Raw genomic sequence first — 23,425 nt, 5'->3', positions numbered from 1 at the left:
CGACCTGTCGCCCCGTATCGCCGGTTTGCTCCCCTCCTTCCCAATCTCTATAATTGCATCCACGCCGGCATAGCTCAGTTGGTAGAGCAGCTGATTTGTAATCAGAAGGTCCCGAGTTCGAATCTTGGTGTCGGCACCATTAAAAACAATTGCTTATGAATTGCCTTATAGGCGACTCATTTTAGTGTAGGCGTGCTTACAAGTCATCTCGGCAAGATTCACCTTCAGATCTAACTGCAACCGAAGGTGAACCAGGAGAATAATATGACGATCGCTTCCGATCTCTTGCAACAACATATCCAGACACTCGTCGAGGATAACGCGCGATGGCAGACACTCATAGCCGATGATCTTTTGTGGGAACTTCCCTACGCACCCGCCATCGGCCATCCGGCGCGGCTATCGGGGCGGAAAGAGGTCGTGAATCACGCAACCTGGTTCCTGGGAGCGGTGGAAAATTTCCGCTTCTTCGACATCAAAGTGTATGCCTTAGCCGATCCGGAAGCGGCGGCCGCCGAATTCAAGGCAGAGGGGCTTATCAAGCCAACGGGGCGTATCTATGTTCAGGATTATGTACTGTTCCTGCGTGCTTCAGGTGGAAAGATTGCGTTTCTGCGCGAATATTTCGATCCTGTGCGTGCGGCCAAGGCGCTGGACACGCCGATTCTTGGTTTCGAGTCCTGAGGATAAGTAGACGGTGGTACGCGCTTTGTCTATCCGCGTCATCGCGTCCTATATCGCTAGAAAATATTCCGCAAAATCATCACGCATAGCAGAGGAATCTGGTAAGCCTCGATGGGTAAACTGCTGACGTAACCGCCCTTGTTTAACTTCGTCGCGCTGCCATCTGCTTGATTTCCTCCAACTCCTGCTGAATCTGCTCCACTGATGCAACCAGATAAATAAGGCCGAGATAAAGATTGTATTTTTCCGGTTGAGTTTCCTTATCGCCAAACGCGTTCAGATTTTCCACAAACATTCTTTTCGCATCCGAAGTTACCGACATCTCTTATCTCCTTCACCAAAGGTACTGTTGCAATGAATCTCTGAATACAAGAATTTGCTACATCTTTAGCCACATCCCTCATCTCATCGAAAGTTGGTCGCTATATCACTTCATTTCACCCCTCCTCTTTGCAATTAGTGGAATGTCATATCATGGAAAAGAAAAAAGCCCAGAACGGGGAAGCTAACCGTAGCTGGGCCTGGGTCGTAAGGGAGAGGATAGACCCGAGGGTGTTCACATAAGGGGTAAATGCAAACACCGGCATCAATGCTCTCATAACGATGTGTCGAATCTATGACAGTGAAAGTCGCCCGCCTGAAAGTCGCCAACCGGCAAATGATTGACAAACTTGTCGAGCCCCACGGGATTCTTTGACTATAGCTGTTTTTTTGTCTCCTCCGCCAGATATAGCCAGGTATCCACGACGGTATCGGGATTAAGCGACAGGCTTTCAATACCCTCTTCCATCAGCCACCGTGCGAGATCAGGATGATCGGAAGGTCCCTGTCCACAGATTCCGACATATTTACCGGTTTTACGGCATGCCTGAATAGCCATGCTCAGAAGCATTTTTACCGCCGGATCGCGTTCGTCGAAGGCTTCTGCAACGAGGCTGGAATCACGGTCCAGCCCGAGGGTGAGCTGGGTAAGATCGTTGGATCCGATCGAGAAACCGTCAAAATATTCCAGAAACTGTTCGGCCAACAATGCGTTGGATGGAATCTCGCACATCATGATCAGGCGCAGTCCATTCTCACCGCGCTTCAAGCCGTTTTCCGATAGCAGTTCCACCACGCGTTTGGCCTCGGTCAGTGTCCGCACAAACGGAATCATGATTTCCAGGTTGGTCAGCCCCATTTCGTCGCGTGCTTTCTTCAGCGCCCGGCATTCCAGCTCGAAACAATCCCGGAATTCGTTAGCCACGTAGCGTGAAGCGCCGCGAAAGCCGAGCATCGGGTTTTCCTCTCTGGGCTCATAGTGATGGCCACCGATGAGGCTGGAGTATTCGTTGGATTTGAAATCGGACATCCGCACAATTACCGGTTTTGGAAAAAAGGCAGCGCCCAGAGTGGCGATCCCCTCGGTAAGCTTTTCCACGTAAAAACTGACGGGGTCAGCGTAACCGCTGCTTTGGGCTTCGACCTGCTGCTTCACGTCTTGCGGAAGCCTGGCAAATTGCAGCACCGCTTTTGGATGCAGGCCAATCATGCGCGCAATGATGAACTCAAGCCGCGCCAGCCCCACCCCATCGTTGGGAATGCGTTGAAACCCGAAGGCAAGTTCGGGGTTGCCGACATTCATGCTGATCTTGACCGGAGCCTTCGGCATACTTTCGAGCGCAAGATCGCTCACCTCGACTTCCAGCTTTCCCTGATAGATATTGCCGGTATCTCCTTCAGTGCAGGATACGGTGACGATCTCATTCTCCGTCAACAAGTCGGTGGCGTTGCCGCAGCCGACCACAGCGGGAATCCCCAGTTCACGCGCAACAATTGCCGCATGGCAGGTTCGCCCTCCGCGATTGGTGACGATAGCAGCGGCCCGTTTCATTACCGGCTCCCAATCAGGATCGGTCATATCGGTTACCAGCACGTCACCCTCGCGTACCCGCGACATTTCCCGCGCGTCTGGAACCAGGCGCACCGAACCACTCCCTATTTTCTGGCCGATGGCGCGACCTGACACGAGTATCGCGGATTTGCCCTTCAGGCGATAACGCCGCAATGTGTCCATTCCGGCGCGGGCCTGCACTGTCTCCGGCCGGGCCTGCAGAATATAGAGTTTGCCATCTGCACCATCCTTGCCCCACTCGATATCCATCGGCCTTTGATAATGCCGCTCGATCACGAGAGCGTGACGCGCCAGCTCTTCCACATCCGCATCGGTAATGGAAAACCGTTTGCGATCCCCCTCTTCCACATCCACTGTTTCGACCGCCCGGGCAGTCCCATGGCCTTCAGCAAACCGCATCTTGATGAGTTTCGAGCCCAGGTTACGCCGCAGAATGGCTGGCCTTCCCTGCGTCAATGCCAGTTTATAGACGTAGAACTCGTCGGGATTGACCGCACCCTGGACGACGGTTTCGCCCAGCCCATAGGAAGCGGTGATAAAAACCACCTTGTCAAAACCGGATTCGGTATCCAGAGTAAAAATCACTCCCGCGGCACCGATGTCGCTGCGCACCATCCGCTGTATCCCGGCCGAAAGCGCAACTTCGGAATGAATGAAACCTTTATGCACGCGATAAGAGATGGCCCGGTCGTTGTAGAGGGAAGCAAAGACATCCTTGACCGCTTTCAGGAGATTATCCAATCCCTGGACATTGAGATAGGTTTCCTGCTGCCCGGCAAACGAGGCATCCGCCAGGTCCTCGGCAGTGGCCGAAGAGCGTACCGCCACCGAAATTTCCCCTTCCGCCTCGCGCAGCATTTTCTCATAGGCAACAGAAATTTCAGTTTCCAGGCGAGAGGGGAACGATGCTTGCACTATCCAGGAGCGAATTTGTGCGCCTGCCCCAGCCAGCGCTTGAACATCTTCTATGTCAAGCTCAGCAAGGGTCTGCTCGATACGCCGGGCGAGGCCATCCTGAACCAGGAAATCGCGATAGGCATCGGCAGTGGTTGCGAAACCGCCGGGGACCCGCACTCCCATCCCGGTCAGCTGGCTGATCATCTCGCCAAGAGACGCGTTCTTGCCGCCGACACGACTCACATCCGTCATGCGCAGCGTGTCAAACCAGGCTATATAGGGCGACTCGTCCATTTTGACTCCTGATTGTGCGAATGCTAGCCAAAGAAGAATTGTGCTACATTTTGAAGCGGGATTTCCACCCGGAAATCATCCATAGTTTCTCATAACCATGCCGATCACTGCCAAACCAATTCATCGAACTGCCTTCTTTCTTTCAGACCGTACCGGGATTACGGTGGAAATGCTGGGGCATAGCCTGCTCAGTCAATTCGAAAATATTCTCCTGGATGAGATCACTCTACCCTACATTGACAACAGGGCAAAAGCCACTTCGGTCGTCTGGACGATCAATGAGCGGTGCATCGCGGACGGCGCGCGCCCGGTGGTGTTCAGTACGTTGGTGAATCCCGAAATCAGGCTTATTATCAATTCCGCCGACGCTCTGCATCTCGATTGCTTCAGCATTTTTATTGCTCCACTGGAGGCTGAGCTGGGCGTGCGTTCGTCGGAAAACATGGGGCGTTCTCACCGTGTTTCCGATCCAACCGGGTACCGGAAACGCATCGATGCAATAAATTACGCTCTGGAGCATGACGATGGCTTGTCGCAAAAAGACTGGAACCGGGCCGATGTTACCCTGGTAGGTGTTTCCCGTACCGGCAAGACACCGACTTGTCTCTATCTTGCCTTGCAATATGGAATTTACGCGGCAAACTACCCGTTTATTCCCGAGGATTTCCAGCACGGAGAGCTTCCTGCCCAGATCAGGAATGTGCGAAGCAAGCTGTTCGGTTTTACCATTCACCCTGAGCGGCTCCATGAGATACGCAGCGAACGCAAACCAGAGAGCGTGTACGCTTCCCTCGGGAACTGCAAGTATGAGATACAGAGCGCGGAAAAGCTGATGCGCCGCGCAGGAATCCCCTATCTCGACGTAACCAGCAAATCTATCGAAGAATTGGCGACCGCGGTACTGCACGAAGCAAAACTCGAAAGGAAGATTTATTAACCGAAGAAACCATAAGGGGAAATCAGGCAGCGAAGGTACATACTTATTTACCCCTACGGTATGAAGCCCGAAATCCGGATGACGACTTCATGCGTAGGCAGAGCCGCTTGTGAAAGAATCCGAATTCTGATTCTCATCCCATCAAAAGGTCCGCGGTGAGTGAATGATCGAGGCCTGGTTTTGGGGATGGAAATGAGGGAATTCATGAGATGCTTACCAAATTTGCGTGGAAAGCTCCCCCATTCATGGGGGAGATGGATAGCGCGGACGCTGGAAGCGTCCATCCAAATTTATAATTTGAGCCATGCAACGACTCCAGGCCTATAAATTCGAGCTAAAGCCTAACGGCGAACAGCAGCGCATGTTGCGCTGCTTCGTCGGTTCGTGCCGCTTCGTCTATAACAAGGCGCTGGCGTTGCAGAAGGAACGACACGAGCAGGGCGAGAAGAAGCTCGGCTATGCCGGGTTATGCGCGCTGCTGGTTGAATGGAAGGCAGAGGCTGCCACGGCGTGGCTGGCAGAAATCCCTTCCCAAGCCCTGCAACAGACACTCAAGGATCTGGAGCGAGCCTACGCCAACTTCTTTGCCAAGCGTGCCGACTTCCCGCGTTTCAAGAAGAAGGGCCAGAGCGACAGCTTCCGCTATCCGCAAGGGGTGAAGCTCGATCAGGCAAACAGCCGCATCTTCCTGCCAAAGCTGGGCTGGCTGCGCTATCGCAACAGCCGAGACGTGTTCGGCACGATGAAGAACGTCACCGTCAGCCAGTCCTGCGGCAAGTGGTACGTTTCGATCCAGACCGGGCGGGAAGTCGAGCAAGCGATACCGAAAGGCTGCGCTGTCGGCATCGACATGGGCATCGCCCGCTTCGCTACGCTCTCGGACGGTACGTTCTACGCGCCGATCAACAGTTTCAAGCGACACGAAGCCGCGCTGCGCAAAGCGCAGCAGGCCATGAGCCGCAAAACCAGGTTCAGCAATAACTGGAAGAAGGCCAAGGCCAGAGTCCAGAAGATTCATGCCCGCATCGGCAACGCCCGCCGCGACTACTTGCACAAGGCCACGACAGCTATCAGCCAAAACCACGCGATGGTGTGTATCGAGGATTTGCAGGTGCGCAACATGTCCAGGTCAGCGGCAGGCAGCACTGAACGACCGGGTAAAAACGTTCGGGCCAAGTCTGGCCTGAACAAAAGCATCCTCGACCAGGGATGGTTCGAGTTCCGTCGTCAGTTGGACTACAAGCTGGCGTGGAATGGTGGCTGGCTCATCGCCGTACCACCACAGAACACCAGCCGTACCTGCCCATGCTGCGGCCATGTGTCCAAAGACAACCGTCAAACACAAGCGCAATTTCTTTGTGTGGAATGCGGCTTCGAGGGAAACGCCGATGTGGTTGGTGCGATCAACATTTTAAGGGCGGGACACGCCCGGTTCGACTGTGAAGTGAGCGGCGCGGTAATGCCGCCAGCAGCAGGAACCCACCGAAGCGACCTAGGCATTCGCCTGGGCGCTGTAGGAATCTCCGGCCTTTAGGCCGGGGAGGATGTCAACAGGCAGTCATGGGCCTCGAGAAGCTGGCAGCAGAGGCCGTTGCTTCCGCAAGCATCCCGGATGGCTTTACACATCTGTTGCGCCTTCGTGCATCCCAACTCAACCAGTGCGCATTCTGTATCAGGATGCATACTCACGACGCTCTATCCAGTGGCGAGTCGAGCGATCGCATAAGTGTCCTACCAGCCTGGCGGGAAACCGGGTATTTCACTGAAAAGGAACGTTCATCGTTGGCGCTGGTAGAAGCAATCACATTGATCTCTGAGGGCCAAGTGCCGAATGCCGTCTATGAGCAAGCAGCAGCCAATCTGTCAAAAGATGAAATATCGGCTGTCGAGTGGCTTTCGGTAGTCATCAATGCCTGGAATCGCATTGCCATTTCCAGCCGTTATCCTGTGAAGCCATGAGTATGGCTAACAATTCTCCACTCATTTCTATCAACGAAAGGAGACATAATGTTTACCAGATTTCTCTGCGGGGTTGCCTTCGCAGCTCTCTCCGTAAGTCCGGCTTCAGCCGATAACCTGCCGGCTGATAAATCCAAAGTAACACTGGCCTTTGATCATGCCCTTCCGAACGTGCCTGGCAAAAGCATGAAAGGCGTGCTTGTCGAATACGAGCCGGGAGGTTCATCGCCCGCCCATACCCATCCAAAGTCGGCTTTCATCTATGCAACAGTCCTGGAGGGAGAAATTCGTAGCAAAGTCAATGACGGTCCGGAAAAGGTTTATCGCGCCGGCGAGAGCTCGCCGAGCTGCCGGGCGATCATCATGCCGTCAGTGCAAATAACAGCAAGACTCAGCCCGCACGCCTGCTGGCGGTCTTTGTCGTCGATACCAGCGAAAAAAACCTCGTCACGTACGACAAATAGTGAGTTGACTGCTCCCCCGTCTGAAGGCAGAGGATTCCCACTTCACAGAACCTTGCCGTTCGATAGGCGCAATTCCTCCCGCGACTAAAGTCGCAGGTTTCCTTGCGAGGATTCTATGAAAAGGGTTGGGTATTCGACAGAGCAGCCGTAGGGCAGGTTCTACCCGCCATCCTGTTGAGACGGCGGGTAGAACCTGCCCTACGAACTAAACTTCGAGGGGAATCTGGAAAGAAAGGGACGCCAAAAGCAAAGCCACTGGCAGAGAATGCCTCTGTGGTGAGAACTACGCAACGTTCAGCCAGCTTGCACCATAATCATAGCGATATTTCGTCAGCATCGATTTCACATCGTTATCTTCCAGCACCTCATCAGCTGCATTCTTGAATGCCTTGTCGTCTGGATATAGCTCCGAAAACGCGATGATGGACATTGCAGCCAGCTCCCATTCTTTCCTGGCAAATTCATTGTCAGTGCCGTCCCTGAAATCAGGATTGCCAAGCACCGCTCGCGGTCTGTCCACCCGAACGCTCATCTGATACAGGACATACCCGACTACGAACATCACCACCCCTGCGGCGAGCAACTCCTTGAGAATGTAAACCACGCCCAGGAAGAACGATGTCAGGGATAAAACGAGGCTGTTGCGCTGCTTTTTCCACGAAGTGACCGGATATGCCAAAGCCATCCAGTATTTCACAATGTAAGCGGTCAGTTCCTCAGCATTGTTCCACTTCACCGCGAGAACTTTCGTTATCGTCAATTGAGGGATATCCGATCTGCCGATCAAGGCGTGCGGTGCAATAACAAGGGCATATAGCACCGGCAGCACGGCACCCCAGTAAATGGCGAGCATGTGATTGAGTGAAAACGAGGCATACAGTGCAATGAAATTGATGATCAGTATCATCCATGCTCCTATCCAATCCGATAGTTGGATATTTCGAATAATGAACGATATACGATTCCAATCAATATCGATATGAATTTCGTAGGATTCAGAGCGGTCCGGAAAGAAGCTTCTTATGCGAATATACAGTCCGTTTGAACGGCCGCTCCAGAAGACACTGGAGTTACTGGAGTTACATTTCAATATAGCATGCACGGTGATAAGAACATTTTTAATCCGCAGTTTTCCGGGGGCAGGCAGTGGCTACGAACCGTGTGAAGGCCAATGCCAATCCCGTATCTCCGGCATGTCCTCGCCGTATTGCCTGATATAGCGTTTATGGTCGATCAGCTTGTCGCGCATCAGTTGCTTGAGGTAGGCGCCTTTGGATCTCAGCTTGGGTACACGGTCAACCACATCCATTACCAGGTGAAACCTGTCCAGATCGTTTAGCACTGTCATATCGAACGGCGTAGTCGTGGTGCCTTCCTCCTTGTAGCCGCGCACATGCAGGTTGGGATGATTGGTACGACGGTAAGTCAGGCGATGGATCAGCCAGGGGTAGCCGTGATAGGCGAAAATGATGGGCTTGTGGGTTGTGAACAGCGTATCGAAGTCCCAGTCTGAAAGCCCGGCCGGATGTTCCGATTGGGGCTGCAAGGTCATCAGGTCGACGATATTGACAACACGAATCTTCAACTCCGGGACATGGCGCCGCAGCAGGTCCACGGCCGCCAGCGTCTCCAGGGTGGGAATGTCGCCGGCGCAAGCCAGGACCACGTCCGGCTCGCCCCCCTGATCATTGCTCGCCCATCCCCATATACCGATACCCGCGCTGCTATGTCTGATGGCCGCATCCATATCCAGCCACTGGAGCGCGGGCTGTTTTCCCGCGACGATGACGTTGATGAAATTTTGAGAACGAAGGCACTTGTCAGTAATATAAAGAAGAGTATTCGCATCCGGCGGAAGATAAACACGAATGATACTTGCCTTCTTGTTGACGACATGGTCGATAAAACCGGGATCCTGATGGGAAAAGCCGTTATGGTCCTGGCGCCACACATGCGATGTCAGCAGGTAATTGAGGGAGGCGATGGGTCGCCGCCAGGGAATTTCCTTGCTGACCTTGAGCCATTTGGCATGCTGGTTGAACATGGAATCAACGATGTGGATGAAGGCTTCATAGCAGGAAAAAAGCCCGTGGCGGCCCGTAAGCAAATAACCTTCCAGCCAGCCCTGGCATATGTGTTCGGACAATATCTCCATCACCCGCCCGTCGGGAGAGAGGCGCTCATCCTCGGGCAGCCGCTGGGCAACCCAGGTTCGAGCTGTTACATCGAAGAGGGCGTCAAGTCGGTTCGAGCTGGTCTCATCCGGTCCCATTACCCGAAAGTTGCAGCTATCCAGATTGAGTTTCATGACATCGCGAAGAAACTTACCCATTTCCCGCGTGGCTTCGCCCACTTCTGCCCCCGGCACAGGTACGTCAACGGCATAGCTGCGAAAATCGGGCATTTCCAGCTCTTTCAGTAGCAGACCACCATTGGCATGGGGATTGGCGCCCATGCGCCGATCGCCTTCGGGCGCAAGTGCCGCCAGTTCCGGCATGAGACAACCGTTCTCATCGAATAACTCTTCGGGTTTGTAGCTCTTCATCCAGTCTTCCAGCTGCTTCAGGTGATCCGGCTTGGAGCCGAGTTCCGCCAGGGGTACCTGGTGTGAGCGCCAGTAATCTTCCAGCTTTTTCCCATCCACTTCTTTCGGCCCGGTCCAGCCCTTGGGGCTGCGCAGGACAATCAGGGGCCAGCGGGGATAGGTGATTGCTTCCCGGCTCTTCCCCGGATTTGGTCCGCGGCTGCGCGCCTCCCGCTGTATTCTTCGTATACTTTCGATCGCGGTATCCAGCACGGCAGCCATCGCCTGATGCATGGGCTCGGAGTCGGACCCTTCCACGAAATAGGGCTGATAGCCATAACCCGCAAACAGGCTTTCCAGTTCCTCATGGCTGATGCGCGCGAGTATCGTCGGATTTGCGATCTTGTAGCCATTGAGATGCAGGATAGGCAGCACCGCTCCATCGTGGGCCGGATTGAGGAATTTGTTCGAGTGCCAGGAGGCGGCAAGCGGTCCGGTTTCAGCTTCCCCGTCGCCCACCACGCACGCCACGATGAGATCCGGATTGTCAAAAGCCGCTCCAAAAGCATGCGAAAGCGAGTAACCCAGTTCCCCGCCTTCGTTTATCGAGCCCGGCGTTTCCGGGGCAACATGACTCGGAATCCCTCCGGGAAAGGAAAACTGCCGAAACAGCCTCTTCATTCCCGCCTCATCCCTTGAAATGCAGGGATAGAATTCACTGTAGCTGCCCTCCAGCCATGTATTCGCCACCATTGCCGGTCCACCATGACCTGGCCCGCATACGTAGAACATATCCAGATCGAATTTCTTTATCACCCGGTTCAGATGCGCGTAAATAAAACTGAGGCCGGGACATGTGCCCCAATGTCCCAGCAACCGCGGCTTGACGTGCCCAAGCGTGAGCGGTTCCCGGAGCAACGGGTTGTCCAGCAGATAGATCTGTCCTACCGAGAGATAATTGGCGGCCCGCCAATACGCATCGATCTTGCGCAGTTCGTCCGGCGAGAGCGGATTGCTTTCGGTTTGTGCTGCAGGCGAAGCACGATTCATGTTGAATCCTCCTTTTTTCCAGACACTGGTTGCTGCCGAAGAATCCCGGCACTGACGCAAAGGCTAACGGCGGCTGGAAATGGCTGCCTCTGCTTCCTGTGCGAGAATTGCCGCCTCATTCACGGGAGTTACCCACACCTCAACCCGGCTTGTTTCGCTGCTGATGCATGACATCCCGCTCGCATCGCTGTTCTTTTTTGCATCGAGATGGATTCCGCACCATTCCATTCCTGCCAGAATCTTTTCCCGCACGACTGGAACGTTCTCCCCTACGCCTCCGCCAAAAACCACTGCATTTGTCCCGCCCAGCACAGCAAGATAGGCCCCCAGATATTTACGCGCCCGGTAACAGTACAGCTCGACCGCCAGGCCAGCGTATCGGTCTTTCGATTTCAGCAGTTCCCGGATATCTGCGCTGATTCCTGATACTCCAGATAAACCGGACTGCTCATTCAGCAACCGATCCATCTCCTCCGGCGTCAAGCTCTCCTGCCGCTGCAAAAACGTCATCAGACCCGGGTCCAGGTCGCCCGAGCGCGTCGCCATCATGAGCCCCTCCAGAGGTGAGAATCCCATGGAAGTGTCGCGAGGCAGTCCCTTATCTGTCGCCGTGATCGAGCAACCGGCGCCGAGCTGCATCGAGATGATTTTTCCATTTTGCAGAAAGTCCGGATGTTGGTCGCGCCAATCCTGCCACATGGCCTGATGCGCCAGTCCGTGAAAGCCATACCGGCGCAACCTGTATTTTTCGGTCAGCTCGTGCGGGATGGCGTAAGTTTGCGCAGCTGCCGGCAGATGGGTAAAAAACGCGGTGTCGAATACCGCAACTTGCGGTGTATGAGCGCCGAATACTCCAGTCGCCGCACGTATCCATTTCAATGCCACAGGATTGTGCAAGGGCGCCAGCGGCACGAGACACTCGATTTCCCGTTCCACATCGCGATCGATCAGACAAGGGGAAGTAAGACGCATGCCTCCATGCACCACGCGATGCACCACGACGTTTACCTTGGCAAGTTTGTGGGTCTGCACGAATTCCTGGAGCGTGTCTTCCGGTTCACCGCCGGAATCTTCCCTGACACTCGCAAGCTCCGTCAGTTTTTCCTCATGGCGAACGAATGCTGCCAGGCGTACCGATGAGCTGCCTGTGTTGACCGTCAAAATTTTCATGGCAAGGACTTGATCGGAACGCATAAGGATTCAGCGCTCCGCCAGCATCTGAGAATTACAGCATCATATTAAGACAATCATATTACGGGTTGACTACAAGCACATCGCAAGGGGTTTCATAGAGGACATGCTTTGTGACTGACCCGAATAGCGCTTCATCCAGTTCTGTCTGACCACGCTTGCCTATCACGATGAGATCAATATCGAGTGCCTGCGCTTTCTCGCGGATCACAACCGGTGCATGGCCGTATTCGATAATGGATGCAACGCGCCTGTCTCCGTGGGCGTAATCGCTCACTATCTTCTCCATGCCTTCACGGGCATGGATCAATATTTCGCTGCGAAAGTGTTCAACCCGCTCTGCATCGAACCCCGCCTGCTTCATTTTCTGCCCGAGCGGCATTTCCACCGCATGCAATACGTGAATGGAAGCATCCCTCACGGCTTTCAATGCCATCTCCAGCGCACTGAGGGAGTTTTTCGAAAAATCGACCGGTACGAGCACGTGTTTGTACTTATCCCTGGGCTCCTGCCTGACGATCAGCAAGGGATGATGACCGGTACGGAGCGTTTTCGATGCGGTCGTCCCCAAAAAGAATTCGCGCGCGAAGCTTTCCCCCTGATCCCCGATCACAATGAGATCGGCATGATGGGACTGGGCATAGCGGTTAATCTCGAGGTGCGCCCTGCCGATGGCAACGTGATGCTTTACCCGTATGCCTTTCGATGCCAGTATTTCCGCCCTGTTCTGCAGCGCCACCTTTGCCCGGTTGTAGAGTCTCTGCTCGGTTTCCAGCGGCGTTTCGGCTATCAGACGCTTGAATACTTCGAGCGGCAACGCGGGAAGGACATGCAACAGATACAGCTCCGCCGCATGCTCCGACGCAAGTTGCGCGGCGCGCTGCACCGCTCTTTCGCCGCGCGGGGAGAAATCGGTGGCGATAAGTATGCGTTGAATCTTCTCCACGTATGTTCCTCGCAATAGCACCTGTCGCACCTGTCGAATACGGTCCCTTGAAATCAGGCTAAAAGATATTCTGTCGAAAGATGCTGCGATAGCCGGACAGGATAAACCGAATGATTTTTCCAGCCCCCTACGATCCTTCAGCCCTTCGGTCCTCGGTCTTGTACAGCAGGCTCAGCACTGCAGAAAATATCGATCCTGTAGTATCTCGATCCTTGTAGTATGTAGTATCCAGGCGCAACCTACGATTAGAAACATGATCTTCGGCTGCGTCTGTACGTCAACCGTCATATGACAGATGTTTTGCCATCCCTTGCTGCCGGACTGCTGTGGCCGCTGCTATAGCCGGCTGCTCCCGAACTCATCCGTTTTCCCTCCAGCACTCGTTCATCCCTGAAAGGATTCCTCAAAGACGTGAGCGATTCTGATCTTAGACGACATTTCCTTGAATTGATGGTGCTATACTCTTTACTTTAACCGTATCCCGGGAGACCTTCATGAAGAAAATATTGACTCTGTTGACCCTGGCCGTTTTCAGCTTCGGATTGGCGGCCTTCGATGCCGAGGCGAAACGCTTCGGTGGCGGTCAAAGTATCGGCAAGCAACGGGAATCCATGAGCCAGCAGGCAGCGCCCCAACCTGGAACGGCACCCAACGCCGCGCCGGGAGCGGCCGCGCGCCCAGGCGGCAATAAGTGGTTGGGACCCCTGGCTGGGCTGGCTGCGGGAGGATTGCTGGCTGCGCTTTTCATGGGCGGCGCATTCGAAGGAATTAATATGATGGACATGCTGATGCTCGCAGCGTTGATCGGCGCGGTCTTCTTTGTCATGCGCATGCTGCGCAAACCAAAGCAGGAACATTCGGCTCGCCCGATGCAGTATTCGGGCATGCAGGAAACCGCAACGGATCACAGTACCGCACCCGGAGCAACAACCTCGACAGGCTCAGGGCCGGAGACAACCTCGAGAGCAGGCACCGTGGCACCGGTTTCCGGCACAGCCAATATTCCCGCTGATTTTCAGGTGGAACCTTTCCTGCGTAACGCGAAGACTTCATTCATACGCTTGCAGGCAGCAAATGATGCGCGCGACCTGAACGATATCCGGGAATATACTACCCCCGAGATGTATGCGGAGATCAGCATGCAGATCAACGAGCGCGGTAACGAGCCCCAGCGGACCGACGTGCTGGCGATCAATGCGCAACTGCTTGAAGTGATCACGGAAAAAGATATGGCAATTGCCAGTGTCCGCTTCAATGGTCAGTTGCGCGAATCGCCCCAGTCAGCGCCGGAAGCGTTCGATGAAATCTGGCATGTGCAGAAGGATCTCAAAGATCCTGATGCCGTCTGGCTGCTCGCTGGAATTCAACAAGTCTCCTAGGGACCGGATTCCATGCTGGCATCGGTGGCGATAGCTCCGCTCAACCATGTGCTGCGTGGAGAAAGCTGGGCGCGCAAACGGCTGCAGCCGTGCGCCGGGAAGACTGCCCGTTTTCGCGTCCCACCTTTTTTTGATCTTGCCGTCGTCATCCAGCCTACCGGCGAGGTGGCGGCAGCCTCCACCGCCGCTGGCAACGACGCCATCCTGACCATCATGCCGACGTTGCTGCCGCGCCTGCTCGTTCGTGATGAAGCCGCATACCGTGAGATCCGGATTTCCGGGGATAACGTGTTCGGCCAGGAAATCCTCGAAATCGGGCAGAATCTGCGCTGGGACGTGGAGCAGGATTTAAGCGATGTGATGGGGGATATCCTCGCTCACCGGGTGGTCCGGGCGGGGGAAAACCTGGTCCACTGGCATAACGAAACCCTTCATAATTTGTCACAGGCGTTGACGGAGTACCTCACCGAAGAGCAACCGGTACTTGCCAAGCCGACCGACATGCGCACATTCGCTGATGAAGTGAGCGGATTGCAGGACCATGTATCAAGACTGGAACTGCGTGTGGAAAGCCTCATAAACAAGCCTTTATAAGCGAACTGAGAAGATCAAGGAACATCTGAGCAAGTCCCTGGGAGAACCGGGGTAGCAGAATAGAATAAATGCGTTTCTTCCGTCTTCTCAAAATACTCGCCGTCTCATTCCGCTTCGGCCTCGATGAATTCTTCCTGAGCCACGAGCGCCTGCGTCTGCTGCGACCTGTCGTCAAAGCGGCAACGTTCTGGCGTAAACTGGACCGTGCGCGTGGCGAACGTCTCCGCCTCGCCCTGGAGGCTCTGGGCCCCATCTTCGTCAAGTTCGGCCAGATGCTCTCCACCCGGCGGGATCTTCTGCCGCCCGATATCGCCGACGAACTGGCGAAACTACAGGACCAGGTTCCACCCTTTCCCTCCAGCATTGCCCTCAAGACACTGGAAGAGGTTTATGGAAAATCCGTCAACGAAGTTTTTCTGCTATTCGATGCGGAACCGGTAGCAAGCGCATCCATTGCCCAGGTTCATCTGGCAGTGCTGCATGATGGTACGGAAGTGGCAGTCAAGGTACTGCGTCCCGGCATCGCGCCTGTAATCGCCCATGATATCGCGCTGATGGACTCAGGCGCCCTTCTGCTCGAAATAGTCTGGCCGGATGCCAAGCGGCTCAAGGTACGGGAAGTCGTGACTGAATTCGCTCGTCATCTCGACGATGAACTGGATCTCATGCGCGAAGCATCCAATTGCAGTCAGTTGCGGCGCAATTTCCTGGACTCTCCCCTGCTTCTCGTACCGGAAGTCTACTGGGATTACTGCTATTCGAACGTCATGGTGATGCAGCGCGTCAAAGGCACGCCCATCAGTCATGTCACAGCCTTGCGTGAGCAGGGAGTGGATATTCCGCGGCTTGCCCGCGTCGGGGTGGAAATCTTTTTCACCCAGGTGTTCCGCGACGGCTATTTCCATGCCGATATGCATCCAGGAAACATTTTTGTCGGAAGTGACGGACGATATATCGCAGTCGACTTCGGCATAATGGGAACCCTTACCGACGAGGACAAGAATTATCTCGCGCAAAATTTCCTGGCTTTCTTCCGCCGTGACTACAAACGTGTGGCGGAAGCGCACGTGGAAGCGGGATGGGCCCCGAAAAACACGCGCGTCAATGATTTCGAAACCGCTATCCGGGCAGTGTGCGAGCCCATTTTCGACAAGCCCTTGAGCGAGATTTCATTTGGGCGGGTATTGCTGCGACTGTTTCAAACATCGCGCCAGTTCAATGTCGAAATCCAGCCGCAACTGGTGATGCTGCAAAAAACCCTGCTCAATATCGAGGGACTGGGACGGGACCTCGACCCTAATCTCGACCTGTGGACGACGGCCAAGCCATACCTGGAAAACTGGATGGCGGAGCAATTGGGCTGGAGGGGGTTCAGTCACCGCCTGCGCAAGGAAGCCACGAGCTGGGCGGTAATCATGCCCCAGTTTCCCCGCCTGATGCATCATGCCCTGACGGAGATACGCACCAGCGCCCTGGAAGAAAAGATGGACCGGTTTATCCTGGAAAAAAAACGTGAGAGCCGGCGACTCACCATCTTCATCGTATTGCTGATCGTAGTGATACTGTGGCATCTGGGGAAATAAGGGCGGAGATTTTTTGCGCACGCAAAAAATCTTGCCCATCCTCGTTTTCCGCTAAGTCATAGGCCACGCAAGCCGCCCATTACTTGAGGCGGTGCTTCACCTGTTATGGCCTGTCATGCCCCGTGATCCGCAAGCGCTGCTTGCGGGAGCGCCTTTGAATTCCCCTTTGAATTCCCTTTGTCAGGCACGCTCCAGTGCTCCCCACGCAATCCCTGCAACACCCAGCGTTCTGTAAAGGGAACTCACGTCCTGAGTTGATTCGCTCGGTTGATCCATCTAGCCCGTCGTCCGAAACCTTTCGTCGGCCATCCTTCATGAGAAATCCTTGAAGGGGAATTGGTTGACCAGGGAGTATTTTCACAGTAAGATAACAAAAACTTCACAAAAAGATAACAACTTCTTAACAAGTCGCGGTATCGGTAAAGGCGAGGCTTTGATAAGGAGAAGGATGATGAAAGTAGGAAAACTCGTTGCCCTCTCATATTTTACGGGCATGACGGTAGCACTGTTGGCGATTGCGCTCTTCTGATCCATTGAGGCTGCCAAGGGGACCTTCCCTCAACCCCCTGGATGTTGCGGCAGCACTCTTTTGATCCGTGGAGACGCCAGGGGAAGTACTCCTCCTGCACTTCCCCTGAATCTTTGTTCTTGATTTCCAGATTCCTTCGGGGATTCTGGATTATTTGCAAAAGGAGCTGGTGATGGCTACTGCAGTTGAAAATAGAGTAGTAGTAGATAAGGCAGTGAAGGCAAGCAGTCCTGCCTACGACATGTCGGAATGGTATGACTCCAGGTTCTACAAGCTGGGTCTGCTGCCGATACTGGGGATGGCGGTTTTCTGGATCTGGTTTCAACGCACCTATGCCTATTCCCACGGGATGGACTCCATGGAACCGGAGTTCGATCAAATCTGGATGGGGCTGTGGCGCTTCCAGATGATACTCTGGCCCACCATGGCCGCCTTATACTGGGGGTGGCTGTGGAAGACCCGCAGCACCAGGGAGGAATTGGCCAGCCTGACGATCAAGCAGGAGATCAAGCGGTACTTCTATTTCCTGATGTGGCTGGGGGTATACCTGTTCGGCGTCTACTGGGGATCGAGCTTCTTCACCGAGCAGGACGCTTCATGGCACCAGGTGATCATTCGTGACACCAGTTTCACTCCCAGCCATATTCCCTTGTTCTATGGCTCGTTCCCGATGTACATCATCATGGGCGTATCGATGTACATCTATGCCAGCACGCGCCTGCCACTCTACAACAAGACGACCTCGTTTCCGCTGGTGATGGTCATTGCCGGTCCGATCATGAGTCTCCCGAACGTCGGCCTGAACGAATGGGGCCATGCCTTCTGGTTCATGGAGGAACTCTTCAGCGCACCGCTGCACTGGGGCTTCGTGATACTGGCTTGGGCCGGTCTGTTCCAAGGGGGCCTCGCCGTCCAGATCATTGCACGTTTCTCCAACCTCCTGGACGTGCAATGGAACAAGCAAAGCCGCGTAATCTTGGATGACGTTGTCAACCCGGGTAATTCTGGATAACGTTGTTTAAGTTTTAATCCAGTTGTAACTCCTGCAGCACACCCCATCCGCTTTCACAGGGATGGGGTTTTTTGTAAGCGGATCAATGAGCTGCCGTCGGACGGGTTACATGAAACTGCGCTGCCTGGGAACCTCAATGTGCCAGCTTCAGTATGACAACCCCGGAGACGATGAGCGCAACCCTGCCAAGACAAGATAGGCCAACTCATGATGACTCTCCTTCGAAATTGAATGTGAAAGCTGCGGCCAGGTCAGCAGCCTCGCACTGCAGCACCAGAAATTCTCTGTTTCTTAGCAGAGGCCCTCACTGCCTGCAAGCCCTCGCTTTATCATAGCGTTCGAAGTTCCTTAAGAGAATGGCGGGAGCAGCAGTTGCTTCATAAATTTTGGTAAAATGTCGAGTTTTACCTTGATTTGCCCCGACTATGGCGCTCCTGGAAATCCGTAATGTTACGCGGCGTTTCGGCAGTTACACTGCGGTCGACAACGTCAGCATCGATGTGGAAGCCGGCGAGTTCTTCACGCTGCTGGGCCCCTCCGGTTGCGGCAAGACAACGCTGCTGCGGATGATAGCCGGCTTCGATCTGCCGGACTCCGGTCAAATCCTGCTGGATGGCAAGGACATGGTAGGCATTCCACCGGAAAAACGCCCTGTCCATACCGTGTTCCAGACCTATGCTTTATTTCCGCATATGACAGTGGCGGACAATATCGCCTTTCCCCTCAAGATGGCAGGGAAAGCGCCACAGGAAATAAAAAAAAGGGTGAATGGACTGCTGGAGCGGGTTCACCTGCCGAACTTCGGCAATCGCTTTCCACACGAACTCTCTGGCGGGCAGAAACAGCGCGTGGCTTTCGCCAGAGGATTGGTGAATCGACCGCGACTGCTCCTGCTCGATGAGCCATTGGGGGCACTCGACGCAAAGTTGCGCGAAGAGATGCAGATCGAACTCATCAATCTCCAGAAAGAAATCGGTATTACCTTTATTTTTGTCACTCATGCACAGGATGAAGCGCTGGCGCTATCGCATCGCATCGCGGTGATGAACCGGGGGAATGTCGAGCAGATAGACGAACCCTCCAAAATCTACAGTGCTCCGAGAAATCATTTCGTTGCAGATTTTATCGGCAAAATCAGTGTGATGAATGCAGCGGTTATGGAAGCTGTTCCGTCGCATCTGAAACTCGTGATAGAAGGACTGGGGGAGGTAACGGCGCCGGCCAGGGAAGGTGTAGAGGTGGGCGACAAGGGTGTACTGGCCATCCGGCCGGAGCAAGTACGAATTTCTCACCCGTCCAATGAATCGCAGCTAAAAAACCATTTCCTCGGCAAAGTGCACGACTTCCTGTATGTCGGCGACGTAACCACTTATATTGTGGAACTCGTCAACGGTGCTTATATTGAAGCTTTACTGCCAAATTCCGCTCCTGGCCGGGCCAAGTTTTTCGAGGTGGATGACGAGGTAACGATCTCCTGGCGCCACGACGCGGGCATTTTTCTCAATGATCCCCAATGATTAAGGGCGAAATGAAAGAAAAGCAGCTTGCCCGGCTGCTGGTGAGCGGGCCGCCCCTATTGTTTCTGATAGTGTTCTTTGTTGCACCCAGCCTGATCATGATTCTCACCTCGTTTCGCTTTCCGGGTGAATTCGGCGGTCTGGCGCCCGTTACGCCGCCGTCGGACAAAGCGATTGGCGACTATGGATTCACCTCGGACGCTTATCAGTTCTTTTTCAGTGACTTTATCTACACGGAGATTTTTCTCAAATCGTTCGCGGTTGCGTTCGGCACCACCTTGATCTGCCTCATCCTGGCTTATCCATTGGCAGTACTGATTGCCCGCAGCAGAAAACACTTGCGCAACCTGATGGTCCTGTTGGTGATACTTCCATTCGCGAGCAATTTCCTCATCCGCATCTACGCCTGGATGATCATTCTCGGCCCGGAATCCGCGCTCAGCCACTTTGTCAATACTGTTCTCGGCGCGTTCGGAATCGCCCCGGTCACATTATTATTCTCGCCTTTTGCAGTATTGGTTGGCATGGTGTACGTACATCTGCCGTTCATGGTGCTGCCTCTCTATACCAATCTGGAGAAGCACGACCCCTCGCTTCTGGATGCGGCACAGGATCTGGGTGCGAATGCCTGGCAACGCTTCTGGCAGGTTACTTGGCCGCTATCCCTGCCGGGCGTATTTTCAGGTTCTGCGCTGGTATTCATTCCGGTGCTGGGCATGTTCGCCGTGCCGGATATATTAGGCGGCACAGGCGATATCCTGATTGGAAACCTGATCAAGGATCAGTTCCTGGGCACGCGCGACTGGCCTTTCGGTTCTGCGTTATCGATCATGCTGACACTGGCGGTACTGTCCGTAGCAGGCTTGACGACATGGTTTGCCCGTTCCGCAACCGGCCAGCGGGCGATATAGCATGAAGCGCGGCAATCCCTGGTTGTGGTTCGCGGCCGTGCTGGTTTACGCCTTTCTTTATATCCCGCTGATCATCGTAGTGCTGTACTCGTTCAACGATTCCAGGCTGAACGCTGAATGGGTCGGCTTTACCTTGTTCTGGTACAAGGCGCTGTTCAACAATACCGAGATGCTGCTGGCGGCACGCAACTCGCTCATCATCGCGCTGTGCGCGAGCTTCTGCGCAACCCTGCTGGGCACGATGTCCGGCCTGGCGATACACCGGTACAAGCTCAAGGTATTGCCAGTGCTGGTATTCACTCCAGTGGCAATGCCCGAAATCCTGCTTGGGGTATCGATCCTGCTATTCTTTTTGCAAGTCCTGAATTTCACGCTCGGAATGGTGTCCATCATCATTGCGCACACTACCTTCTGCATTGGTTTTGTTGCCATCATCGTGCGGGCGCGGCTGCAGGGAATGGATGAAAGCATCTTCGAAGCGGCGCGGGACCTGGGCGCATCGCCGTGGCAGACTTTCCGGCTCGTCACCTTGCCGCTCATCATGCCGGCCGTGGTCGCAGGCGCCCTGATGTCGTTCACCCTGTCCATCGATGATTTTGTCATCACATTCTTTACCAAGGGTGTAGGCGAACCGATTCTGCCGATCCAGATTTATACGATGATAAAAGTTGCAGTAACGCCTGAAGTGAACGCCATCTCCACATTATTGATGCTGCTGACATTGGTCATGATCATCATTGCCGCCCGGCTTGAATCAAACGACTCCTCGGAAGGGAGCGCGAAACCTCGCACGGCAAAATAAGCGGCGAAATGATGAACTCTCCACGACTCCTTTTTTTTCTGCTGGTGCCACTGCTCACGTTCGCTGCGGGGTGCGCTCCACAGAATCCGGATGCGGCCAACAGCGGCAAAAATGTCCTGCACCTGTTCAACTGGAATAACTACATCGCGCCGGAAACCGTTGCGCGCTTCGAGAAATCCTGCAAGTGCGACCTGTCGCAGGATTATTATGCCGATAACGAGGAAATGCTGGCGAAGCTCGCAGCAGGCGCCACCGGTTATGATGTTATCGTTCCCACGGGCAATGCGCTCGACACCCTCATCCGCCAGGGAGTACTGAGTCCGCTGGACAAATCGCTGCTGCCCAATTTCAGGAATATCAACCCCGCCTATCTCGATACGGCCTTCGATCCCGGTAATATATACTCGGTCCCCTACGCCTACACGCTCTCTCTGCTCGGTTTCAACAAGGAGAAGATCGAGCGGCTTGGCCTGCCGACTGATACCTGGGCAATTATTTTCGAGCCAAGATACCTGGAAAAAATCAGGGGACGGGTGACCGTGCTCGACAGCCAGCGTGAGTTGATGGCTGCCGCGCTCAAGTATCTGGGCTATTCCGTGAACGACACGGATGAGAGGCATTGGCAGGAGGCCGCCGATCTGATCGTGCGTGCCAAACCCTATTGGGCGGCCTTCAGCAATACCAGCTACATCAAGGAACTGGCAGTGGGAAATCTGTGGGTGGCGCACGGTTATTCCAACGACATGTTCCAGGCGGCGCTCGACGCCCAGAAAACCGGGCGAAAATTCACGATCAGCTATTCGACGCCCAAAGAGGGAGCGGTGCTGGCAGTGGATAGCATGGTGCTGCACAAGAGCGGGAAACGCCCCGATCTTGCTCACCAATTCATCAATTTCATGCTGGATGGAAAGAATTCTGCCGAACTTACCAACCTCATCGGTTCAGGCAATCCCAATCTCGATGCTTTGCAATACATCCAGCCCGAGATTGCAAGCAACAAGGCCATTTTTCCCGATCCGGAACTGATTGCCCGGCTTGAAATGCTGCGCGATCTCGACCGCAAGCAGCGACGACTGCTGAGCCGCTTGTGGACAGAAATTAAATTGCGATAATCGTTATAATTTCTGCTCATCCATTCAAGACAAAAACCATGAGCTACTACCATCGGCATGTATTTTTCTGCGTGAACCAGCGTGAACCCGGAACCTTGTGCTGCAATAACTTTGGCGCCCAGGCAATGCGCGACTATGCCAAAGAGCGTGTAAAGACACTCAAGCTGGACACTAAAAACAAGAGGATAAGGATTAATAATGCAGGCTGCCTGGACCGTTGCAATGAAGGTCCTGTCATCGTCGTGTATCCCGAAGATGTCTGGTATACCTACGTGGACAAGGAGGATATCGATGAAATCATTGAAGAACACCTGAAAAACGGCCGTGTGGTCGAGCGGCTGCGGATCTGATCTCAGTGTATGATATTGCTCATTCGACTCGCGGCTATACGTACATCCATTGACTGTGCATAATTCCCAAAACTTATTCAGAAACCTGTTCATTGATGGCCCGACGGGAAAGCTGGAAGCGGTTCTGGCGGAGCCGGCTTCGCCTTCCCCCCGAGGTATTGCCGTTATCGCACACCCTCATCCGCTCTATGGCGGAACCATGAATAACAAGGTAGTGCATACCTTGTTCAAATCCTTTCTGGAGCTTGAATTTATCACGGTCAAATTCAATTTCCGGGGTGTGGAGCAGAGCGAAGGTCCTCTCTATTCAGGCAACGATGATGGCATGGGAGAAGTCGAGGATGTGGTGGCGGTGGCGGAAGCTGTAACAGCGGAATATGCCTCCCGCTTCGATTCTTCCCCGCCATTGTGCCTGGCGGGATTTTCATTCGGGGGCGCAATCCAGATCTTCGCCGCGCAACGGCTCAAGCCGCAGCAGGTCGTCCTGGTCGCCCCAGCGGTGGAACGCTTGAGCGCCCCTCCCCTCTCCTTTCCGCAGGATACGCAGGATGTCCGATCTCTATCCCGCGTGCTGATCATTCACGGCGCTCAGGATGACGTCGTTCCGCTTAAAACCGTTCTGGATTGGGCTGCCCCGCAGGAATTACCCATTGTCGTTGTACCCGGCGCAGAGCATTTCTTTCATCGGCGCCTGCATATACTCAAACGCATTGTCCTCGATTCCTGCCGCCCCTAATGAGCCGATAGCCGTAGGGCGGGTTCTCTACCCGCCATCCTGTTGCGACGACAGATAGAA

21 protein-coding genes and 1 tRNA gene are annotated in these 23,425 nt (G+C 54.3%); 16 read left to right on the top strand and 6 right to left on the bottom strand.

The genetic code is table 11. The annotated features are described in order from the left end of the window. Positions 1-63: 63 nt before the first annotated feature. A tRNA-Thr gene (locus ACZ5BW_RS05240) sits at positions 64-139 on the top strand. A 125-nt stretch (positions 140-264) separates the two neighbouring features. Next, entirely contained in the window at positions 265-684 is a 420-nt protein-coding gene (locus tag ACZ5BW_RS05235; protein ID WP_464543186.1) for a nuclear transport factor 2 family protein, read from the top strand. A 142-nt stretch (positions 685-826) separates the two neighbouring features. Here ACZ5BW_RS05235 and ACZ5BW_RS05230 read toward each other — a convergent pair whose 3' ends face one another. Together ACZ5BW_RS05230 and ppsA are read right to left on the bottom strand one after the other, a co-directional pair. Continuing rightward, the gene (locus ACZ5BW_RS05230) at positions 827-1,006 is read right to left on the bottom strand and encodes a hypothetical protein (protein ID WP_464543185.1); all 180 of its coding nucleotides are present in this window, start codon (positions 1,004-1,006) and stop codon (positions 827-829) included. 375 nt (positions 1,007-1,381) lie between these two features. Beyond that, a complete protein-coding gene (ppsA, locus tag ACZ5BW_RS05225) occupies positions 1,382-3,769 on the bottom strand; it encodes a phosphoenolpyruvate synthase (protein ID WP_464543184.1) in 2,388 nt (795 codons plus the stop codon). A 97-nt stretch (positions 3,770-3,866) separates the two neighbouring features. Between ppsA and ppsR the strand changes: the two genes are divergently transcribed. From ppsR to ACZ5BW_RS05205, 4 genes are all read left to right on the top strand, one after another. Next, a complete protein-coding gene (gene ppsR / locus ACZ5BW_RS05220; protein ID WP_464543183.1) occupies positions 3,867-4,706 on the top strand; it encodes a posphoenolpyruvate synthetase regulatory kinase/phosphorylase PpsR in 840 nt (279 codons plus the stop codon). Positions 4,707-5,010: 304 nt separating this feature from the next. Beyond that, the gene (locus tag ACZ5BW_RS05215) at positions 5,011-6,240 is read left to right on the top strand and encodes an RNA-guided endonuclease InsQ/TnpB family protein (protein WP_464543182.1); all 1,230 of its coding nucleotides are present in this window, start codon (positions 5,011-5,013) and stop codon (positions 6,238-6,240) included. Between the two features lie 26 nt (positions 6,241-6,266). Then, positions 6,267-6,665 (top strand): carboxymuconolactone decarboxylase family protein, encoded by a 399-nt coding sequence (locus tag ACZ5BW_RS05210; protein ID WP_464543181.1) that lies wholly within the window; start codon positions 6,267-6,269, stop codon positions 6,663-6,665. Between the two features lie 48 nt (positions 6,666-6,713). Then, entirely contained in the window at positions 6,714-7,217 is a 504-nt protein-coding gene (locus ACZ5BW_RS05205) for a cupin domain-containing protein (RefSeq protein ID WP_464543180.1), read from the top strand. Between the two features lie 195 nt (positions 7,218-7,412). On the opposite strand, the gene ACZ5BW_RS05200 is transcribed toward ACZ5BW_RS05205, so the two are convergent. The 4 genes from ACZ5BW_RS05200 to ACZ5BW_RS05185 all read right to left on the bottom strand — a co-directional run bounded on the left by ACZ5BW_RS05200 (position 7,413) and on the right by ACZ5BW_RS05185 (position 12,840). Beyond that, positions 7,413-8,036: a hypothetical protein gene (locus ACZ5BW_RS05200; RefSeq protein WP_464543179.1), complete on the bottom strand. Its 624-nt coding sequence runs from the start codon at positions 8,034-8,036 to the stop codon at positions 7,413-7,415. A 243-nt stretch (positions 8,037-8,279) separates the two neighbouring features. After that, positions 8,280-10,703: a phosphoketolase family protein gene (locus ACZ5BW_RS05195; RefSeq protein WP_464543178.1), complete on the bottom strand. Its 2,424-nt coding sequence runs from the start codon at positions 10,701-10,703 to the stop codon at positions 8,280-8,282. Positions 10,704-10,766: 63 nt separating this feature from the next. Continuing rightward, entirely contained in the window at positions 10,767-11,897 is a 1,131-nt protein-coding gene (locus ACZ5BW_RS05190) for an acetate/propionate family kinase (protein ID WP_464543177.1), read from the bottom strand. Positions 11,898-11,955: 58 nt separating this feature from the next. After that, positions 11,956-12,840: a universal stress protein gene (locus ACZ5BW_RS05185; RefSeq protein WP_464543176.1), complete on the bottom strand. Its 885-nt coding sequence runs from the start codon at positions 12,838-12,840 to the stop codon at positions 11,956-11,958. Between the two features lie 494 nt (positions 12,841-13,334). Here ACZ5BW_RS05185 and ACZ5BW_RS05180 point away from each other — a divergent pair, with 494 nt between their 5' ends. The 10 genes from ACZ5BW_RS05180 to ACZ5BW_RS05135 all read left to right on the top strand — a co-directional run bounded on the left by ACZ5BW_RS05180 (position 13,335) and on the right by ACZ5BW_RS05135 (position 23,365). Continuing rightward, on the top strand, positions 13,335-14,219 hold the full coding sequence (locus tag ACZ5BW_RS05180) for a Tim44 domain-containing protein (protein ID WP_464543175.1): 885 nt from the start codon (positions 13,335-13,337) through the stop codon (positions 14,217-14,219). Positions 14,220-14,231: 12 nt separating this feature from the next. After that, complete coding sequence (locus tag ACZ5BW_RS05175; protein ID WP_464543174.1) at positions 14,232-14,813, top strand: ubiquinone biosynthesis accessory factor UbiJ; 582 nt, start codon at positions 14,232-14,234, stop codon at positions 14,811-14,813. A gap of 68 nt (positions 14,814-14,881) precedes the next feature. After that, positions 14,882-16,396: a ubiquinone biosynthesis regulatory protein kinase UbiB gene (gene ubiB, locus ACZ5BW_RS05170; RefSeq protein WP_464543173.1), complete on the top strand. Its 1,515-nt coding sequence runs from the start codon at positions 14,882-14,884 to the stop codon at positions 16,394-16,396. Positions 16,397-17,097: 701 nt separating this feature from the next. Beyond that, positions 17,098-17,937 (top strand): methane monooxygenase/ammonia monooxygenase subunit C, encoded by an 840-nt coding sequence (locus ACZ5BW_RS05165; RefSeq protein ID WP_464543172.1) that lies wholly within the window; start codon positions 17,098-17,100, stop codon positions 17,935-17,937. Between the two features lie 425 nt (positions 17,938-18,362). Beyond that, complete coding sequence (locus ACZ5BW_RS05160) at positions 18,363-19,454, top strand: ABC transporter ATP-binding protein (RefSeq protein WP_464543171.1); 1,092 nt, start codon at positions 18,363-18,365, stop codon at positions 19,452-19,454. Further along, complete coding sequence (locus ACZ5BW_RS05155; protein WP_464543170.1) at positions 19,451-20,365, top strand: ABC transporter permease; 915 nt, start codon at positions 19,451-19,453, stop codon at positions 20,363-20,365. The genes ACZ5BW_RS05160 and ACZ5BW_RS05155 overlap by 4 nt, the downstream gene beginning before the upstream one ends. Position 20,366: 1 nt before the next feature. Then, complete coding sequence (locus ACZ5BW_RS05150) at positions 20,367-21,167, top strand: ABC transporter permease (protein WP_464543169.1); 801 nt, start codon at positions 20,367-20,369, stop codon at positions 21,165-21,167. 11 nt (positions 21,168-21,178) lie between these two features. Continuing rightward, on the top strand, positions 21,179-22,279 hold the full coding sequence (locus ACZ5BW_RS05145) for an ABC transporter substrate-binding protein (protein ID WP_464543654.1): 1,101 nt from the start codon (positions 21,179-21,181) through the stop codon (positions 22,277-22,279). Positions 22,280-22,317: 38 nt separating this feature from the next. Next, positions 22,318-22,629, top strand: a complete 312-nt coding sequence (locus ACZ5BW_RS05140) for a (2Fe-2S) ferredoxin domain-containing protein (RefSeq protein ID WP_464543168.1) — start codon at positions 22,318-22,320, stop codon at positions 22,627-22,629. A 55-nt stretch (positions 22,630-22,684) separates the two neighbouring features. Beyond that, positions 22,685-23,365, top strand: a complete 681-nt coding sequence (locus ACZ5BW_RS05135) for an alpha/beta hydrolase (protein ID WP_464543167.1) — start codon at positions 22,685-22,687, stop codon at positions 23,363-23,365. Positions 23,366-23,425: the final 60 nt, after the last annotated feature.

This window comes from Nitrosospira sp. TNL300 (genome assembly GCF_055385915.1).
The sequence above is the reverse complement of the archived record's forward strand: the minus strand, read 5'-3'. Positions and strand labels throughout refer to the sequence as shown.

Coding starts and splice junctions, on each gene's coding strand:
- ACZ5BW_RS05235 (WP_464543186.1), top strand. CDS start 265: ATGACGATCGCTTCCGATCTCTTGCAACAACATATCCAGACACTCGTC.
- ACZ5BW_RS05230 (WP_464543185.1), bottom strand. CDS start 1,006: ATGTCGGTAACTTCGGATGCGAAAAGAATGTTTGTGGAAAATCTGAAC.
- ppsA (WP_464543184.1), bottom strand. CDS start 3,769: ATGGACGAGTCGCCCTATATAGCCTGGTTTGACACGCTGCGCATGACG.
- ppsR (WP_464543183.1), top strand. CDS start 3,867: ATGCCGATCACTGCCAAACCAATTCATCGAACTGCCTTCTTTCTTTCA.
- ACZ5BW_RS05215 (WP_464543182.1), top strand. CDS start 5,011: ATGCAACGACTCCAGGCCTATAAATTCGAGCTAAAGCCTAACGGCGAA.
- ACZ5BW_RS05210 (WP_464543181.1), top strand. CDS start 6,267: ATGGGCCTCGAGAAGCTGGCAGCAGAGGCCGTTGCTTCCGCAAGCATC.
- ACZ5BW_RS05205 (WP_464543180.1), top strand. CDS start 6,714: ATGTTTACCAGATTTCTCTGCGGGGTTGCCTTCGCAGCTCTCTCCGTA.
- ACZ5BW_RS05200 (WP_464543179.1), bottom strand. CDS start 8,036: ATGATACTGATCATCAATTTCATTGCACTGTATGCCTCGTTTTCACTC.
- ACZ5BW_RS05195 (WP_464543178.1), bottom strand. CDS start 10,703: ATGAATCGTGCTTCGCCTGCAGCACAAACCGAAAGCAATCCGCTCTCG.
- ACZ5BW_RS05190 (WP_464543177.1), bottom strand. CDS start 11,897: ATGCGTTCCGATCAAGTCCTTGCCATGAAAATTTTGACGGTCAACACA.
- ACZ5BW_RS05180 (WP_464543175.1), top strand. CDS start 13,335: ATGAAGAAAATATTGACTCTGTTGACCCTGGCCGTTTTCAGCTTCGGA.
- ACZ5BW_RS05175 (WP_464543174.1), top strand. CDS start 14,232: ATGCTGGCATCGGTGGCGATAGCTCCGCTCAACCATGTGCTGCGTGGA.
- ubiB (WP_464543173.1), top strand. CDS start 14,882: ATGCGTTTCTTCCGTCTTCTCAAAATACTCGCCGTCTCATTCCGCTTC.
- ACZ5BW_RS05165 (WP_464543172.1), top strand. CDS start 17,098: ATGGCTACTGCAGTTGAAAATAGAGTAGTAGTAGATAAGGCAGTGAAG.
- ACZ5BW_RS05160 (WP_464543171.1), top strand. CDS start 18,363: ATGGCGCTCCTGGAAATCCGTAATGTTACGCGGCGTTTCGGCAGTTAC.
- ACZ5BW_RS05155 (WP_464543170.1), top strand. CDS start 19,451: ATGATTAAGGGCGAAATGAAAGAAAAGCAGCTTGCCCGGCTGCTGGTG.
- ACZ5BW_RS05150 (WP_464543169.1), top strand. CDS start 20,367: ATGAAGCGCGGCAATCCCTGGTTGTGGTTCGCGGCCGTGCTGGTTTAC.
- ACZ5BW_RS05145 (WP_464543654.1), top strand. CDS start 21,179: ATGAACTCTCCACGACTCCTTTTTTTTCTGCTGGTGCCACTGCTCACG.
- ACZ5BW_RS05140 (WP_464543168.1), top strand. CDS start 22,318: ATGAGCTACTACCATCGGCATGTATTTTTCTGCGTGAACCAGCGTGAA.